Source organism: Caproiciproducens sp. (genome assembly GCF_053840905.1).
This window is the reverse complement of the sequence record NZ_JBNLXQ010000002.1, coordinates 1-15978: the sequence shown is the minus strand read 5'-3', so window position 1 is coordinate 15978 and position 15978 is coordinate 1. Positions and strand designations below refer to the sequence as shown.

The window sequence follows — 15978 nt, the reverse complement described above, 5'->3', positions numbered from 1 at the left end:
ATTCGAAGAGAAGGGGGATGGTAAGGTGAACAAGGCGGCAATCCGGGCCTTTGCGGTTGGCGCCAGAGAAAAGCTCATCGCGTCCGTCTCTCGGCGCGCCGCCGAACTGGCGGCGCAGAAACGGAACCCGTTTCCCGGACTGACACAGGACATTGAAAACACCGGCTTTCAGGCCGTGGTGGAGGAAGTATCGTATACGTGGTTTATCCGTATCGTCGGCATCCGGTTCATGGAGGTCAACGGCTATCTGCCGGGAAAGGTGCGCGTCCTTTCTTCCGGGCAGCCGGGACGGATTCTTCCGGATATCCTGGCGGCGGAGCCGCCGGAGGACCGGTCGGACGAGCGCTTTACCGCGCTTTTTATTTCTGTCTGCCGGTCCCTTGCCAAAATCCTCCCGGAGTATTTTGAAAGCGAATGCGAGTATCTCGAGCCGCTGCTGCAGCTGTCCTTCCGGGAGGAAGATGGAGTTGTCCGCAGCCTGGTGGACGGGATTTCCGAGGAGGATTTCCGGGAAGCGGTCGAAATCATCGGCTGGCTTTACCAGTATTACAACGACGCCCGCCGCAGTGAGGTCATCAGCCTTTACGGCGGCAGAGTGAAAGAAGAGGACGTCCCGGCGGCCACGCAGTTTTTTACCACGGACTGGGTCGTGCGCAGCATGGTGGACAATTCTCTCGGCCAGTACTGGCTGGAGCGGAATCCGGACAGCGCGCTCAGAGAAAAGCTGGAATTTTATCTTGGGGCGGAAAATGCCGCCGCAGAGGAAAACGTATCGCCGCAGGAGCTGAAGCTTCTCGACCCGTGCATGGGCAGCGGGCATATCCTTGTCTACGCGTTTGACCTGCTGATTGAAATTTACCGGGAACGCGGGGTGAGCGGGCGGGACGCGGCGGAGCTGATCCTTCGCCGCAACCTTTACGGGTTCGACATCGACAGGCGTTCCTGGCAGCTGGCCTGCTTCGCGCTGCTGATGAAGGCGCGCGGATACAATGAGGATATTCTGACGCTCAAAATACCGCTGAACCTGTATGTCATCCGGGAAGGGTCGGGGATCGGCGGGGACCTGCTGTCCTTTGTAGCGGACGGCGACGGGCAGATCGAAGCGGATCTGCAGAATCTTCTTTCGGCCCTTCACGGGGCCGCCGAATACGGCAGCCTGCTCCGTGTGGCGCCGGCCGGCTTTGACCGGATTTTCCGGCGGGTGGAGGAAATCAGGCGGCAGCCGTGCGACAGCCTGTTCGCACTCGCGTACCGGGAAGATACCGTCCGCAAGCTTTTGCCGCTGCTGCGGCAGGCCCGCGCAATGGCGGGGAAATACACGGTGGTTGCGACGAATCCGCCTTATCTGAACCGGATGAACAAAAAGCTGAAATCCTATATCAATCAGCATTACCGCGACTATGCCGGGGACCTGTTCTCCGTATTTATTTACCGCAGCTTCGGCTTTTGCGTTCCGGACGGCTACTGCGCGTTTATGTCGCCGTTTGTCTGGATGTTCATCAAATCGTATCAAAAACTGAGGGAATACATCATCCGGGAAAAATCGATCTCCTCGCTGATTCAGCTGGAGTATTCCGCTTTTGACGAGGCCACCGTGCCGATCTGTACCTTTGTGCTGAAAAACGGGCCGGAAAGCAGGCCCGGCGTGTATCTGAAGCTCTCCGACTTCCGGGGCGGCATGGAGGTGCAGAAACAAAAGGTAAAAGAAGCGGTGCGGAACCCGCGCTGCTCCTACCGCTTTGAGACTCCGGCAAAGCAGTTCGCCCGGATTCCCGGCATGCCGATCGCCTACTGGGCGGGCGAAAAGCCGGGGGAGATCTTCTCCTCCGTTCCGCCCCTTTCCGAAAGCGCGGCGGTTACGAACGGGCTCTTTACCTGTGACAATCAGCGCTTTCTTCGTTTTTGGTACGAGGTAGCTCCTGAAAACATCCATTTCCACTGCACCGACCGGGCCGACTGCCTGCAGAGCAGCCGGAAATGGTACCCTTATAACAAGGGCGGCGATTTCCGGAAGTGGTACGGCAATCAGGAATACGTGGTCAATTTTCAGCATTTCGGGCGGGAGATCAGCGAGTTCCGCGTAAAGTCGGGACAATCCGCTTCCTTTCCCGGCCAAGGCTTTTATTTTGAGCGGAGCGTATCCTGGTCCTTCGTCAGCTCCTCCAAATTCGGCGTGCGGTATTATCCGCGGGGCTTTGTGTTCGACATCGCCGGGTCCTCCGTTTTCCCGAACCGGGAGGACGATTTCTATTATATTCTTGGATTTTTGTCCAGCAGCTGCGCTTTTGCCATGCTGAACCTGATGAATCCCACGCTGAACTATCAGGCGGGCAATATTGCCAAACTTCCGCTGCGGATGGATGAAACCGTGAAGCGGCGGGTCGGTGTGCTGGTCGCTGAAAATATCGAAATTTCCAGGGAAGACTGGGATTCCTTTGAAACCAGCTGGAATTTCCGGATTCATCCGCTGGTTCGTTTCAGGACGGAGGAAAAAGACTGTAAAATTGCCGATGCCTTTGCGGCGTGGAAGGATTTTACCGACCTCCGTTTTCAGCGGATGAAGGAAAACGAGGAAGAGCTCAACCGGATTTTTATCAGCCTTTACGGTCTGCAAAACGAGCTGAAGCCGCAGGTGGAGGACGGGGACGTCACCATCCGCCGCGCGGAGCTTTCCCGCGATATCCGCAGCTTCCTCAGCTTCGCCTTGGGCTGCATGTTCGGGCGGTACGCCGTTCCCGGCTATGATCCGCGGGGTGGGACGGACCTCCTGCCCGTTACCCCGTATCTGGAAAACGACCTTGCCGTGCGGCTGGTTTCCTTTGTAAAGCTTGTGTTCGGTGAAAAAACGCTGGAAGAGAATCTCTCTTTTATTGTTTCCGCACTCGGCGGGAGCGGCAGCGCGGTGGACGTTATCCGAAACTATTACGGGAATGAATTTTACCGCGAGCATATCCGTATTTATAAAAAGAGGCCGATTTACTGGATGATTGACGGCGGCGCTTTTCGGGCGCTTTGTTATATGCATGCCTATGATGAAAACACCTTCGCCCGCGGGCTGGATTTTCTGCGGAAAACGCAGTCCGGGCTTAAAAAATATGCGGAAAAGGAGGGACTGACCAAAAAGCAGCAGAAAAGACTGGCGGAGCAGCTTACCCGGCTGCGGGATTTCGGAATCCGGCTGGAAATTGCCGCGAAAAAGAAAATCCGGATTGATCCGGATGACGGTGTGTTGACGAATTACGCAAAGGTACAGGGCGGGGAAGCGCTTTTTCCCCCAATGAAATGAATCAGTAAGGAATAAGTGAGGTTTACGCATGATGAAAGCAGTGGTACTGGATATGGACGGAACCATGTTCGACACCGAACGCCTTTCGATCGACGGCTGGAAGAAGGCCGGAGAAGCGCTCGGGCGCGGTGATGTGATGGAATTGACGGAGCAGGCGACGGGAATTACCACCGCCGCCATAGAAGAATTGTTTTTAACAAAATACGGACCCGATTTTCCGTATGAGGAGTTCAGAAAGATCAGTGAGGATTACAGCAGGGACTATATCAAAAAAAACGGCGTCCCGGTAAAAGAGGGGCTGTTTGAGCTGCTGGACTATCTGAAACGGGAAGGCTACCGGATCGCGGTCGCAACGTCCTCTTCGCGCGGCAGCACCATGAGCCATTTTGAAAATACAAAGATAACCGGTTATTTCGATCAGATCATTTGCGGCGACATGATTGAAAAAAGCAAACCCGATCCCGATATTTATCTGAAAGCGGCCCAGGCGCTTCAGGTTCCGCCGCAGGAGTGCATGGCGCTGGAGGATTCGCCGAACGGAATTCTCTCCGCTTACCGCGCGGGGATGAAAACCGTGATGATACCGGACACGGTTCCCACGAATCCGGAACTGGAGAAAATGCTCTTTGCGTGCGTCCCCACTCTCCGGGGCGTCATTCCGCTGCTGGAGGACCTGAAAAAAGGAAAATAATGCACAAAAAATGCGCCGCGATTGGGCCTTCAAAGCCGTTTCGAGGTGCATTTTTTTGCTTAAAAACGATTGCTTTGTGCAACTTGCTGTTACAAATTTGTTTTGCAACAGCCCCTTTTCGCGTGTTCAGTTCAGCCTTTCGATTTTGGTGACGGTTACGCTTCTGGTGTTCGCGCCGTCTATGGCGCCTTCATAATAGACTCTCAGCCTGCGCCCCAGCTGCAGACTATTGCCGGAAGCATCCGCGTCGGTTCCGTCCCTGAGGAAGGTGATCGAGCGGCCGTCGTCCGTCTTGATGGTAATGGTCTGCGTCATGATTTCTTCCAGCGTTCCTTCCAAGGTGGAAATACCGCCGGAGGAAGCGTTCGCGTCCAGAATCTTGAACCGGTTGAGGACGTCGCTGTCCGGCAGAACCATACTGTTGAACAGGTCCGACTTTTCTCCTACTTCGTAAGGGGAGCTCTTCGGCAGAGTAAAGCAATAAACAACGTCTTCTTTTGTTCCCAGATAGGTGGGTTTGGGATCGAGCGTTTCGCCCTTTGTTTTCTCCCACCAGTCCTTGGAAACAAGGAAAATCGTAAGCAGCGAGCAGTTTTTGTCATTTTGAAAAAGAAAATCCACTTTCGTATATTTTGTGCCGCCGTCCGACATGGTTTCCGCAGAAACCGCCGGGGTATAATTCTTATCCTCCCAGCTGTCGGGGACCGCAAGTGAAAAACTCAGTTTGTCGTTTGTATAAAATTTCTGAACAGCACTGCTTTTTGCGTTGCTTTTGGCTCTGATTTCAGACGGGGCGGTTTCCGCAAACATGACGGCGGGAGCCTCCGTTTTTGACGCGCATGCGGTCAGCAAAACCAGCAGAACCGATAGTAGCGGTATGAAAAGCTTCAGTTTCCTCATAAATCTCCTCCATTCGGGCATAACTTTACAGCTACATCATATTCCGGGTGCTTGTAAAAGTCAATTATGATGTAAAAATTGTAATAAATCATTACAATTCTGTTATATTTTAATACAATCCATCCATCCATCTTTTGCGGTTTCGTGCTATAATAACCTCGTAGCGCAAACCGGAGCGAAGCTTCGGGCGCCGAAATTGGGGAATTTTAGAAGGCGGCGGTTATTTGATGAATATTCTGGTGGATGCCGATGCCTGTCCGGTCAGGGAAATCATTGTCCGGCTGGCGAAAAAACAGAAGGTGCCCGTCATCATGCTGACCGACACCAGCCATCTGCTCGACGACGGGTACAGCAAGGTGATCACGGTGGACAAGGGCCGCGACAGCGCGGATATCCGCCTGGTCAATCTGGCCGGGAGCGGGGACATTGTCGTCACCCAGGATTTCGGCGTGGCGGCCATGGCGCTCGCCAAGGGCGCAAAGGCGCTGAACCAGAACGGCATGGTCTACGACGATTCCAATATGGACCGCCTTTTGTTTGAACGCGCGCTCGGCCAGGAAATGCGCCGCGCGGGCGCAAGGACCGGAAAGTTCAAAAAGAGAAGCAGGCAGGACGACGAATCGTTTGAGCGGGTCCTTTCCCGTATGCTGGAAGAAAATATTTGACAAACGGAATGGATATGTTATAATACCATTGTTTTGCCTGAAGCAAAAAATCATATAGCAAATCCATTTCCGTTTGCGAGATAAAATACATTTCTCCCCCGCCGAAGGCGGGGGAGAAATGTAACCTTGTTTGCAGAATCCACTGGAAATGCTGTAGTTAAAAAATAGCGATTAACACGAATATTGTGAGGTTGAAAATATGTACGATTATGATTTGATTGTCATCGGTGCCGGCCCTGCCGGCATTTTTACGGCTCTGGAGATGGATAAGCTCGCGCCCGGGAAAAAGATGCTGGTGGTAGACAGCGGCAGCACGATTGACCGGCGCGCCTGCCCGGCAAGAACCTCCGGGCAGTGCGCCCACTGCAAGACCTGCAACATTATGAACGGCTGGGCCGGCGCCGGAGCCTTTTCGGACGGAAAGCTGTCCCTTTCGGAGGAAGTCGGCGGCAACATCACGGATTACATGCCGGTGGAAAAGGCGCGGGAGCTCATCCGCTACGCCGACGATATTTATCTGCATTTCGGAGCGCCGGACAAGATTTTCGGGAAAAGCGACAAATTTGCGGAAAAGGTGTCCTACGAGGCGCGCAGGGAAAATATCCAGCTGATCCCCTGCCCGGTACGCCACATGGGTACGGAATACTCCTTTGAAGTGCTGAGGGGTATGTACCGTTACCTTTCCGGCAGGCCGAATTTCGAGTTCAGGGAACACACCACGGCGGATTCCATCTTTGTGGAAAACGGCAAAGCGGAGGGCGTGTGGCTGGTTGACCGTTCCGGCGGGCGCACCCTTGTCCGCGCGCCCTACGTGGTGGCCGCGCCGGGACGCGGCGGTGCCGAGTGGCTGGCCCGCATTGCCCAGGAAAACAAGCTTGAAACCACCAACAACGAGGTCGACATCGGCGTGCGTGTGGAAGTGCCGAACGCGGTGATGGACCACCTCACCAAGAACCTGTATGAGGCGAAGCTGGTTTATTATTCGGATACATTTGAAAATAAGGTGCGTACCTTCTGCATGAATCCGGGCGGCATTGTCAGCGAGGAGCATTACGACGGCGGCATCGGCGGGGGCATCGCGGTTGTGAACGGCCATTCCTACGCCGACGAAGACAAGCACAGCGAAAACACCAATTTTGCCATGCTGGTTTCCACCCGTTTTACCGAGCCGTTCAATCAGCCGATCGAGTACGGCCGGTATATCGCGCAGCTGGGGAACATGCTGACGGGCGGCGGCATCATGGTGCAGCGGCTGGGCGACCTCCTGATGGGAAGGCGCACGGATTACACCAGACTGAAAAAGTCCACGACGGTGCCCACCCTGAAAAACGCGGTGCCGGGCGATTTGTCCTTTGTGCTGCCCCACCGTCATCTGACCAGTATCGTGGAATCGCTCCGCGCGTTTGACAAGCTGGCCCCGGGGCTTTACTCCAAGAACACCCTGCTTTACGGGGTGGAGGTCAAGTTCTATTCCTCCAAGGTATCGGTCAAAAAGAATTTTGAGACCGAAATCGAAAACCTGTACACCATCGGCGACGGTGCCGGCATTACCCGCGGGCTGATGCAGGCTTCCGTAACCGGCGTTGTGGTCGCGAGGGATATCGCGAACAAGCGGAACTGAATTCTTTGAAAGCTCGAAAAGCGGCAAACCCCTCCGGCGGGTTTGCCGCTTTTATGAATGTCTTAAAAATCCAATCATATAATGTGATAAACAATATGTGGAGGGAGGATGTTTCATTGCCGGATTTTTCTTTGAACTATTTTATCGGTTCCAACAGCTCAAGGGGATATGTCAGCTTTTTTCAATCGAATTTTGGCCGCCTGAAAACGGTCGTCCGTCTCAGCGGCTATCCGTCCGTCGTCGTGTCGGATATTGTGAGCGGGCTTTGTTCCGCCGCGCGTGACGGCGGCTGTCACGCGCAATTGATCCATAATTGTCTGGACAATTCCATGGAAGGGGTCATTATCCCGGAAAGAAACGCGGGAATGATCAATTTCCCGCTTTACGGGGAGGAAGAATATCCCGTGGCGGCAATTCTCAATGACGACAATCTGAGCCAGACCCATTCCTGCCTGGCGGGCGCGGTCCGGCATTTTTCCGCCGCGCGCGCCATCCACGACAAATGGGAGCAAATCTATGTTTCCAATATGGATTTCGACGCCGCCAACAGGCTGACGGCCCGGACAATTGAAAAGGTGATCGGGGAAAAAACACTGGGAAAAAGGGGGGCGCAGGTTCACCGTTACTTCGGCGCGGCAACCGTGAACGGCGCTTACGATTACATTGACAATCTGACGGAGGACCTTGAAAAACGCTACTTTATCAAAGGCCGGCCCGGCACCGGGAAGTCGACTTTCCTGGGGAAAATTGCGGAGTATGCCGCCGCGGCGGGATTCGATACGGAAATTTACCACTGCGCGTTTGACCCGAACAGCCTGGATATGGTGATTCTGCGGGAGCTGAGCGTGGCCCTGTTTGACAGCACTTCCCCGCACGAGTATTTCCCCTCCCGACCGGACGACGAGGTCATTGATATTTACAAAGCCGCGGTCGCGGAGAAAACAGACGAAAAATACCGCGCGGAGATCACGGCCGTTATGGTGGATTATAAGGCGGAAGTCGCAAAGGCGACCAAACAGCTGGCCCGCGCGAAACGATATTACGACGAAGTGCAGAAGGGGATGGTTTCCAAAATCAGCGCGGAGGCGCTCGGCCTTGCCGAAAAGAAAATCAGGGATACGGTATTCAAAAATCGTCCATAATGTCAATAGACAGCCAGATTGTACTAAAGTATAATGCATTTGGTGATCATCATGAAATTGAGAATCCGTGATATCAGAGAAGACCGGGACCTTACCCAAAAACAGATAGCCGACTACTTAATGTGCGACCAGTCCCTGTACTCCAAATACGAACGGGAGGAAAGGGAGATTCCACTGCACCTGATGGTAAGGCTTGCCCGGTATTATCGGGTGAGCGTGGATTATCTGGCTGGCCTGACCAATACAAAAACGCCTTATCCCTGAGAACGGGATTAGGCGTTTTTCTCTGTCTTATGCGTTTATAAGTGCGTATTTTTCAATGGTCCGGCCGATCAGCCGGTGTCCGTTTTCATTGGGATGGATTCCGTCCTCGCAGATCAGGTTCTGATAATTTCCGGTTTTCAGAAACGCGCTGCTGATGTCGATCAGCGGGACATGGTGCAGGATCGCCAGCCGGTTGACGGCAAGGTTATACATTTCGTGCCAGCGGTAGATAAATTCCACGTCGCCGAGCCAGCGGAGGATATTTTCCGGGTTCAGCCCGCGCGAAATCCAGTCAAAGTACCGTTTCGCGTCGATCGGCGGCAGGGAAAGCAGCACCGGCTTGCCGCCGCACGCTTTCACTTCGTCGATCATCCGGGAATAATATTCTTCAAATACGGAAACCGGGGTGTTCGGTACATGGTTGCTTTCCGGGGAAGCCGAGACCTCCGCCCAGTTGAAATCGCAGTCGTTTCCGCCGAATTCCAGCACTGTGTAGTCGTACCGGCCCAGCTCGGACATGTGCTTTTTGAGCACCTCGCCGCCTTTGGTGACGGTACAGCCGAATTTTGAAAAATTTCGGATCACAATATGATCGTTCTTTTCAACCATGCTGACAAAGCTGTCTTTCAGAAGAATATATTTCTTGCGGACACTGTCAAAAGCAATCCCTTTGGCCACGGAATCGCCGAATACGCATACGGATTGAATCATAACAGCACTCCTTTGGTAATGACAGTAAATCTGTTATATAGTATTAAATACTATATAACATAATGAGTGATATGTCAATATTATTACGCAAAGAGTGCAGAATATTATGTAAGGCGGATCTCTCCCACATAATTTGTGGCGAAAATCCGCTTGATTTCCCCGGATTCTTCTGTTTTGCCCAGCGCCCACATCAGCTTTGTGACAGCCGCCTCCGTCGTCATGTCGAATCCCTGGACGACTCCGCTCCGCAGCGCTTTCTGTCCGGCCTGATAAATGGTGAAGTCGCTTCGTTCATACAGGCACTGGCTGCATACGACAACGGAAATGCCGCGCTCCACGATCTTTTGCAGCTGCGCGGTCAGATCGCGGCGGATAAAATTCAGCCCGCCCGCTCCGAACGCTTCAATCACGATTCCCTTATAGTTCATTTTCAGCAGCATGTCGAAAATTTCGGGGTTCAGGCCGGGGGTCAGCTTGATCAGAAAAACATCGGTGCAAAGCGAATCCTCCAGAGAAAATTCGCCCCCCGTTTGCGGCAGAATGCTTTCGTTGAACGTTAAGCCGCCCGCGTCGACGGTCGCGGCGGGGGGACAGTTGACGCTTTCAAAGGCGTCAAAGCCCGTGGTGCGCACCTTCACCGCACGCGTCCCCAGAATGACCTTGCGGTCAAACGCGAGAAAGACCCCCGGCTTTTTGGAGCAGGCCATCGCGAAGGCGCAGCGCAGGTTTTCCACGCCGTCCGTCAGAGGGTGGCCGATCGGCAGCTGGGAGCCGGTGATAACAACCGGAATGGGGATGCTGCGCAGCATAAACGAAAGTACGGAGGCGGTGTACGCCATGGTGTCCGTGCCGTGGGTCAGAACGATTCCGTCGTAATTACGGTATTTTCGGGCAATGGTGCGCGCAATGCACTGCCACTCCTCGGGCTGTATGTTGGAGCTGTCAAGCTGAAATAAATCTTCAACGTCAACGTCGTATTCGGTGGTCAGCCCGCCGATGAAGTCGGCCAGCTGCCGGCTGCTCGGCGACGGCGCAAGCCCTTCGTCCGTCGGTTCGGAGGCGATGGTCCCCCCGGTGGTAATCAGCAGTAATTGATTCATGGTAACACCCCGGTTATATTGATGAACATAATTTACAATATACTATCATTAATAGCATGGAAAGTAAATGAAGCGATCTCTAAAATCAGGCGCATTCTCCAAGCTTTTTCGCGCAGTTTCTACAAAACCGCCCAATTGCTTCCCAACACGGAATGCCTTATAATGAAAACCAGAAAAATGGGACCAATGATATTTTGGTAGAAAGGACGGGATTTGCGTGTCCTCTGTTTTTATTGTGGAAGATGATGTGAAAATCAGACAGGAGCTGACAAGGCTCCTTGAAAAATACGGCTATGCCTGTGCTTCGTCGGATGATTTTGCCCATATGCCGGAGGTGATCCTGAAGGAAAATCCACAACTCGTGCTTCTGGACATCAACCTGCCGGTCTACGACGGGTACCATATCTGCCGGGAAATCCGGCGCAGCTCCCAGCTTCCCATTATCATCGTGACCAGCCGCGACAGCGACGTCGACGAACTGATGAGCATGAGCCTGGGCGCGGACGATTTTATCACGAAGCCCTACAATACGCAGATTCTGCTCGCGCGGATCGCCTCCGTCCTAAAGCGCGCTTATCCGTCGGAACCGGCCAGCGTCCTTTCCCACCGGGGGCTGGAGCTCGACCTTTCCCGCGGGACCGCGCGTTTCGGGGAAAACGAGACGGAGCTTTCCAAAAACGAACTGCGCATCCTGCACATGCTTCTGTGCAACCGGGGCCGTATCGTTTCCCGGGAGGAAATCATGAACGACCTGTGGCAGTCGGAGGAATTCGTGGACGACAACACGCTGACGGTCAACATCAACCGGCTGCGCAAAAAGCTGGACGGCATCGGCGTGCGCGGTTATCTGACGACCAAACGGGGACTGGGGTATCTGGTATGAGTGTGAAGAATTTTTTAGCGGATAAGATTTATCATTTGCTCTTTGTGCTGCTGACGGCCTTTTTTGCGGCCGTGCTGCTGTCCGTCCTGAGGGTGGGCGCTTATGCCGCCCTTTTTGTTCCGCTGGTGTTTCTGGCGGGGGAAGCGGCTGCGCTGGCATTGGAATTTTTCAGAAAAAGGGAATTTTATAACGGAATGCTTGAAAACCTGGAAAAGCTGGACAAAAAATATCTGATTTCCGAAATGCTGGACGAGCCGTCCTTTCTTGAGGGAAAGCTTCTTTGCGAATGCGTGAAGACGGCAGGCAAGGCGATGAACGACGAGATCGCCGGGTACCGCCGCGCTTCCCGCGAATACCGGGAATACATTGAAACATGGGTGCACGAGGTCAAAACGCCGATTTCCTCCAGCAGGCTGATGATTGAAAACAACAAAAACGGGATTACGCTCAGCCTGAACGAGGAACTGTCCAAAATAGAGAATTATGTGGAGCAGGCGCTTTTCTATTCCAGAAGCAACCATGTGGAAAAGGATTACGTCATCAAAAGCACCACGCTGAAAGCGCTTGTCGGCTCGGCGCTCAAAAAGAATTCCGCCGCGCTGATCGAAAGCAGGACCCATGTGGAAACCTCCGCGCTGGACAAAACAGTGTTTACCGACGGAAAGTGGACGGACTTTATTATCGGCCAGATCCTGATGAACTCCGTAAAGTACCGGAGCCGGGAGCCGGAAATCAAGATTTACGGGCTTCAGAATCCGAACAGCGTCACGCTGATGATTTCGGACAACGGGATCGGAATTTCGAAAAAGGATCGGGGCCGGGTGTTTGAAAAGGGCTTTACCGGTGAAAACGGAAGAACCGCCGTAAAATCGACCGGGATCGGGCTGTATCTGTGCAAAAAGCTCTGCGACAAGCTGAACCTCGGCATCTCGATCGCGTCCACCGAGGGAAAGGGGACGCTGGTTTCCATCGTCTTCCCGAGAAGCAACATGTTTGAATGATCCGCCTTAAGCTTACAAAACTGTAAGTCTGCCGTAAGGGAAATCAATGGTTTGTTCCGTAAAATTGTATTATACTGTTAATACAATTTGAAAAGGAGAAAAGTTGATGCAAAAAATTCTGACGGTTGAGAATGTTGAAAAATATTACGGAAATAAGGGCAACCTGACCAAAGCGGTGGACGATATCAGCTTTGAGGTGGAAAAAGGGGAATTCGTCGGCATCATGGGCGCTTCCGGCAGCGGAAAAACGACGCTGCTGAACTGCATTTCCACCATCGACTCCCCGACGGCCGGCCATATCCTGATCGACGGAAAGGATATTACCCGGCTGAATTCCGGAAGGCTGTCCCGGTTCCGCCGCGAACAGCTCGGGTTTATCTTTCAGGATTTCAACCTGCTGGACACACTGACCGCGTATGAAAACATCGCGCTCGCGCTGACCATTATCAAGACCCCGGCGGGGGAAATCGACGTGCGCGTGCGTCAGGTCGCGAAAAAGCTGGAGATCGAGGATGTCCTGAAAAAGTATCCGTACCAGATGTCCGGCGGGCAGAAGCAGCGCGTCGCCTCGGCCCGCGCCATCGTCACCCAGCCCGCGCTGGTTCTGGCGGATGAGCCCACCGGCGCGCTGGACTCCAAATCCTCCCGGATGCTGCTGGAAAGCTTTGAAACGCTCAACAGCAATCTGGAAGCGACCATCCTGATGGTCACGCACGACGCGTTTACCGCCAGCTACTGCCATCGGATCCTGTTCATCAAGGACGGCAGGATTTTCAACGAGCTGGTCCGCGGCGGCGACACCCGCAGGCAGTTCTTCAATAAGATCATTGAGGTCGTGACCCTGCTCGGAGGTGACAACGCCAATGTTCTGTAAGCTCGCTTTCAAGAATGTCACGAAAAGCATCCGCGACTTTACCGTCTATTTTCTGACCCTGACGTTCGGCGTCAGCCTGTTTTATGTTTTCAATTCCATCGATTCCCAGACCGCGCTGCTGGAGGTCAGCAAGGCGCAGGCGGAAATCCTTGCGTCGCTGGTTACCATGATCGACTATGTGTCCGTTTTTATCTCCGTGATTCTGGGATTTCTGGTTGTTTACGCGAACCAGTTCCTGATCAGGCGCCGGAAAAAAGAGCTGGCCGTTTATATGACGCTCGGCATGGCGAAAGGCAGGATATCGCGCATTTTGATTCTGGAAACGATGATTATCGGCGTGTTCTCGCTTGCGGCGGGACTTTTGGTCGGCGTGTTCGCCTCCCAGTGGCTTTCCGTCGTCACCGCGAAGCTGTTCGAGGTGGACATGAAAGCGTTCGTCTTTACGTTTTCCGCCCACGCGTTTTACAAGACCGTTTTGTATTTCGGAATCATCTTCCTGATCGTGATTGTCTTCAACACGATTGCGGTCTCGCGGTATAAGCTGATCGATCTGCTGAACGCTTCGAAGAAAAATCAGAAGCTGCGGTTCACGCATCTCTGGCTTTCGGTGGTCCTGTTTCTGGTGTCGCTTGTCTGTATCCTCACCGCCTATCACCTGATTATCGACAACGGTATGCTGGAGGTGAATTCCGAGTTTACGGCGGCCATTGTTCTGGGCAGCGTCGGCACGCTGCTGTTCTTTATGTCCCTGTCCGGTTTTCTGCTCCGCGTGGTGAAGGCGAACAAAAAACTGTATCTCAAAAACCTGAACATGTTCGTGCTGCGCCAGATCAATTCCAAAATCAATACGACCTTCGTCTCCATGTCGGTCATCTGCATCATGCTGCTGGTCACTATCGGGACGCTGTCCACGGGGATCGGGCTTTCCGACGTGCTCAGCAAGGACCTGAAGGGCGCTACGCCGTATGACGCGACCTACACCTATTATTATTCGTACGGGGAGGACGAACTGAAACGCAATGCGCTGGCGGAGGATATCGCCGGGCAGATGATTGCCCATGGCGTCGATTTGGACGGACTGACCCGATCGTACGCGCAGATGACTGTTTATTACACCGATCGTCTGAAATACTCCGAGCTGTTTCTTCCGGGCGCGCCGTCACAGGGCAAGCTGATGGAACAGGGCGGGGACGCCGCGGTGGTCTGCGTTTCGCAAAGCGACTACAATGCGGCCGCGAAGCTGCAGGGGAGGCCCACGGTTTCCCTGAAGGACGATGAATTTCTGATCAACTGCAGCTACGACGACATGAAGCCCGTGATCGGGTATTTTCTGAATCATAAGGGTACGGTTGTGCTGAACGGGAAAACGCTGAAGGCGCAGAGCCGCCGGTATCTGGACACCGCCTTCCAGACAAGCATGATGATGGCCGATCCGGGAACGCTGATCGTGCCGGACGCGCTGGTGGAGGGTCTGCAAAAAGAGAGCGCTTTTCTCAACCTCCAGTATAAAGACGGCGTCACCGACGAGCAGTTCCTTGTCGCGGTCGAAAAGGCTTATCCCGAAGCATCGGCTGACGAGTCTTCCGTCCCCTATCGCACGTCGCTTACCAAACAGCTGGTCTACGATCAGAGCACGGGGATCAAGACGATGATTTCGTATCTCGCGATCTATATCGGGCTGGTCTTCCTGATTACCAGCGCCGCCGTGCTTGCGCTGCAGCAGCTTTCCGAAGCCTCCGAGAATCTGGAGCGCTATGGGCTGCTGAAACGGCTCGGCGCGGAGCAGAGCATGATCGATCACTCCCTGTTTGTCCAGATCGCCATTTATTTTATGCTTCCGCTTTCTCTGGCGGCCGTCCATTCGGCGGTCGGCATCTATGTCGCCAATTCGGTGGTGTCGCAGTTCGGCCACCTGGACATTTTGGGAAACACCCTCGTTACCGCCGTGTTTTTCCTTGTGATTTACGGGGGCTATTTCCTCACGACCTATTTCGGCAGCAGGAGCATGATTCATCAAAGGCAGAACGGATAGGATTCTTCAGCCGCCGGCCATTTTGATCGGCGGCTGTTGTCTTTATCTTCAAAAGAATATATAATGGAATTACCAAATCATAACAGGGGAAACGATATGAACGATTTTGTATACACCGGTTATCCCGCGCTTTCGGAGCATCTTCTGTCGCTGGCCGACGAGCCATACCGCAAAATGCAGTATAAAATTGTCCCCGGGGTGGAGCATATCCTCGGCGTGCGGGTCCCGAAGCTGCGGGCGCTCGCAAGGCAGATCGGGAAGGGCGACTGGCGCGCCTGCCTTACGGGGCTGCGGGACGCCTCCATGGAAGAAATCATGCTGCGCGGGTTTCTCATCGGCTATGCCAAAATGGGGCAGGACGAGCTTTTCGCCCGGATCGCGGACTTTGTCCCGAGAATCAACAGCTGGGCGGTGTGCGACGGCTTTTGCTCCACCCTGAAAGCGGCCGCGAAGGACCGGGAAAGGCTGTTCGCGTTTTTACAGCCGTATCTGCAAAGCGGCGGGGAATACGAGCTGCGCTTTGCCGTCATCATGCTGATGGATTATTTTATTACGGATGAAACCATCGACCCGGTCCTGAAAATCTACTACGGGGTGCGCCACGACGGCTATTATGTCAAAATGGGCGTGGCGTGGGCGCTGTCCGTCTGTTTTGTGAAATATCCGGAAAAGACCATGGCTTATCTGCGCACGGACGGCCTGGACGACTGGACCTATAACAAAACGCTGCAGAAAATCGTGGAATCCTTCCGTGTGGACGACCGGACCAAAGCGGTCATCCGGGGAATGAAACGCAGGGGGAAGTAAA

The 15978-nt window shown here is 53.8% G+C and carries 14 protein-coding genes; 11 read left to right on the top strand and 3 right to left on the bottom strand.

Features of this window, described 5'->3' with window-relative positions; translation table 11 throughout:
- Positions 1-25: 25 nt before the first annotated feature.
- Both pglX and ACQGQ5_RS01770 read left to right on the top strand, forming a co-directional pair.
- Positions 26-3286 carry a BREX-1 system adenine-specific DNA-methyltransferase PglX gene (gene pglX / locus ACQGQ5_RS01775; protein WP_455734887.1) on the top strand — a complete coding sequence of 1087 codons (3261 nt, stop codon included), beginning with the start codon at positions 26-28 and terminating at the stop codon, positions 3284-3286.
- A gap of 28 nt (positions 3287-3314) precedes the next feature.
- Entirely contained in the window at positions 3315-3977 is a 663-nt protein-coding gene (locus tag ACQGQ5_RS01770) for an HAD family hydrolase (RefSeq protein WP_455734886.1), read from the top strand.
- Between the two features lie 126 nt (positions 3978-4103).
- Here ACQGQ5_RS01770 and ACQGQ5_RS01765 read toward each other — a convergent pair whose 3' ends face one another.
- Complete coding sequence (locus ACQGQ5_RS01765; protein ID WP_455734885.1) at positions 4104-4877, bottom strand: hypothetical protein; 774 nt, start codon at positions 4875-4877, stop codon at positions 4104-4106.
- A 227-nt stretch (positions 4878-5104) separates the two neighbouring features.
- On the opposite strand from ACQGQ5_RS01765, the gene ACQGQ5_RS01760 reads away from it, so the two are divergent.
- The 4 genes from ACQGQ5_RS01760 (at position 5105) to ACQGQ5_RS01745 (ending at position 8569) form a co-directional block, all read left to right on the top strand.
- On the top strand, positions 5105-5542 hold the full coding sequence (locus tag ACQGQ5_RS01760; protein ID WP_455735134.1) for a YaiI/YqxD family protein: 438 nt from the start codon (positions 5105-5107) through the stop codon (positions 5540-5542).
- Between the two features lie 199 nt (positions 5543-5741).
- Positions 5742-7163, top strand: a complete 1422-nt coding sequence (locus tag ACQGQ5_RS01755; RefSeq protein ID WP_455734884.1) for an NAD(P)/FAD-dependent oxidoreductase — start codon at positions 5742-5744, stop codon at positions 7161-7163.
- A 116-nt stretch (positions 7164-7279) separates the two neighbouring features.
- On the top strand, positions 7280-8305 hold the full coding sequence (locus ACQGQ5_RS01750) for a hypothetical protein (RefSeq protein WP_455734883.1): 1026 nt from the start codon (positions 7280-7282) through the stop codon (positions 8303-8305).
- Between the two features lie 51 nt (positions 8306-8356).
- On the top strand, positions 8357-8569 hold the full coding sequence (locus ACQGQ5_RS01745; protein ID WP_455734882.1) for a helix-turn-helix domain-containing protein: 213 nt from the start codon (positions 8357-8359) through the stop codon (positions 8567-8569).
- 27 nt (positions 8570-8596) lie between these two features.
- Here ACQGQ5_RS01745 and ACQGQ5_RS01740 read toward each other — a convergent pair whose 3' ends face one another.
- Both ACQGQ5_RS01740 and ACQGQ5_RS01735 read right to left on the bottom strand, forming a co-directional pair.
- On the bottom strand, positions 8597-9280 hold the full coding sequence (locus ACQGQ5_RS01740; protein WP_455734881.1) for an SGNH/GDSL hydrolase family protein: 684 nt from the start codon (positions 9278-9280) through the stop codon (positions 8597-8599).
- 104 nt (positions 9281-9384) lie between these two features.
- Entirely contained in the window at positions 9385-10380 is a 996-nt protein-coding gene (locus ACQGQ5_RS01735) for an asparaginase (protein WP_455734880.1), read from the bottom strand.
- A 217-nt stretch (positions 10381-10597) separates the two neighbouring features.
- Between ACQGQ5_RS01735 and ACQGQ5_RS01730 the strand changes: the two genes are divergently transcribed.
- The 5 genes from ACQGQ5_RS01730 to ACQGQ5_RS01710 all read left to right on the top strand — a co-directional run bounded on the left by ACQGQ5_RS01730 (position 10598) and on the right by ACQGQ5_RS01710 (position 15977).
- Positions 10598-11263, top strand: a complete 666-nt coding sequence (locus ACQGQ5_RS01730; protein ID WP_455734879.1) for a response regulator transcription factor — start codon at positions 10598-10600, stop codon at positions 11261-11263.
- Positions 11260-12264, top strand: coding sequence for a sensor histidine kinase (locus ACQGQ5_RS01725; RefSeq protein WP_455734878.1), 1005 nt, complete (start codon positions 11260-11262; stop codon positions 12262-12264). Before ACQGQ5_RS01730 ends, ACQGQ5_RS01725 begins: the two co-directional genes overlap by 4 nt.
- Positions 12265-12370: 106 nt before the next feature.
- A complete protein-coding gene (locus ACQGQ5_RS01720) occupies positions 12371-13138 on the top strand; it encodes an ABC transporter ATP-binding protein (RefSeq protein WP_455734877.1) in 768 nt (255 codons plus the stop codon).
- On the top strand, positions 13128-15170 hold the full coding sequence (locus ACQGQ5_RS01715) for an FtsX-like permease family protein (protein ID WP_455734876.1): 2043 nt from the start codon (positions 13128-13130) through the stop codon (positions 15168-15170). The genes ACQGQ5_RS01720 and ACQGQ5_RS01715 overlap by 11 nt, the downstream gene beginning before the upstream one ends.
- Before the next feature lie 96 nt (positions 15171-15266).
- Positions 15267-15977, top strand: a complete 711-nt coding sequence (locus ACQGQ5_RS01710) for a DNA alkylation repair protein (protein WP_455734875.1) — start codon at positions 15267-15269, stop codon at positions 15975-15977.
- Position 15978 lies beyond the last annotated feature (1 nt).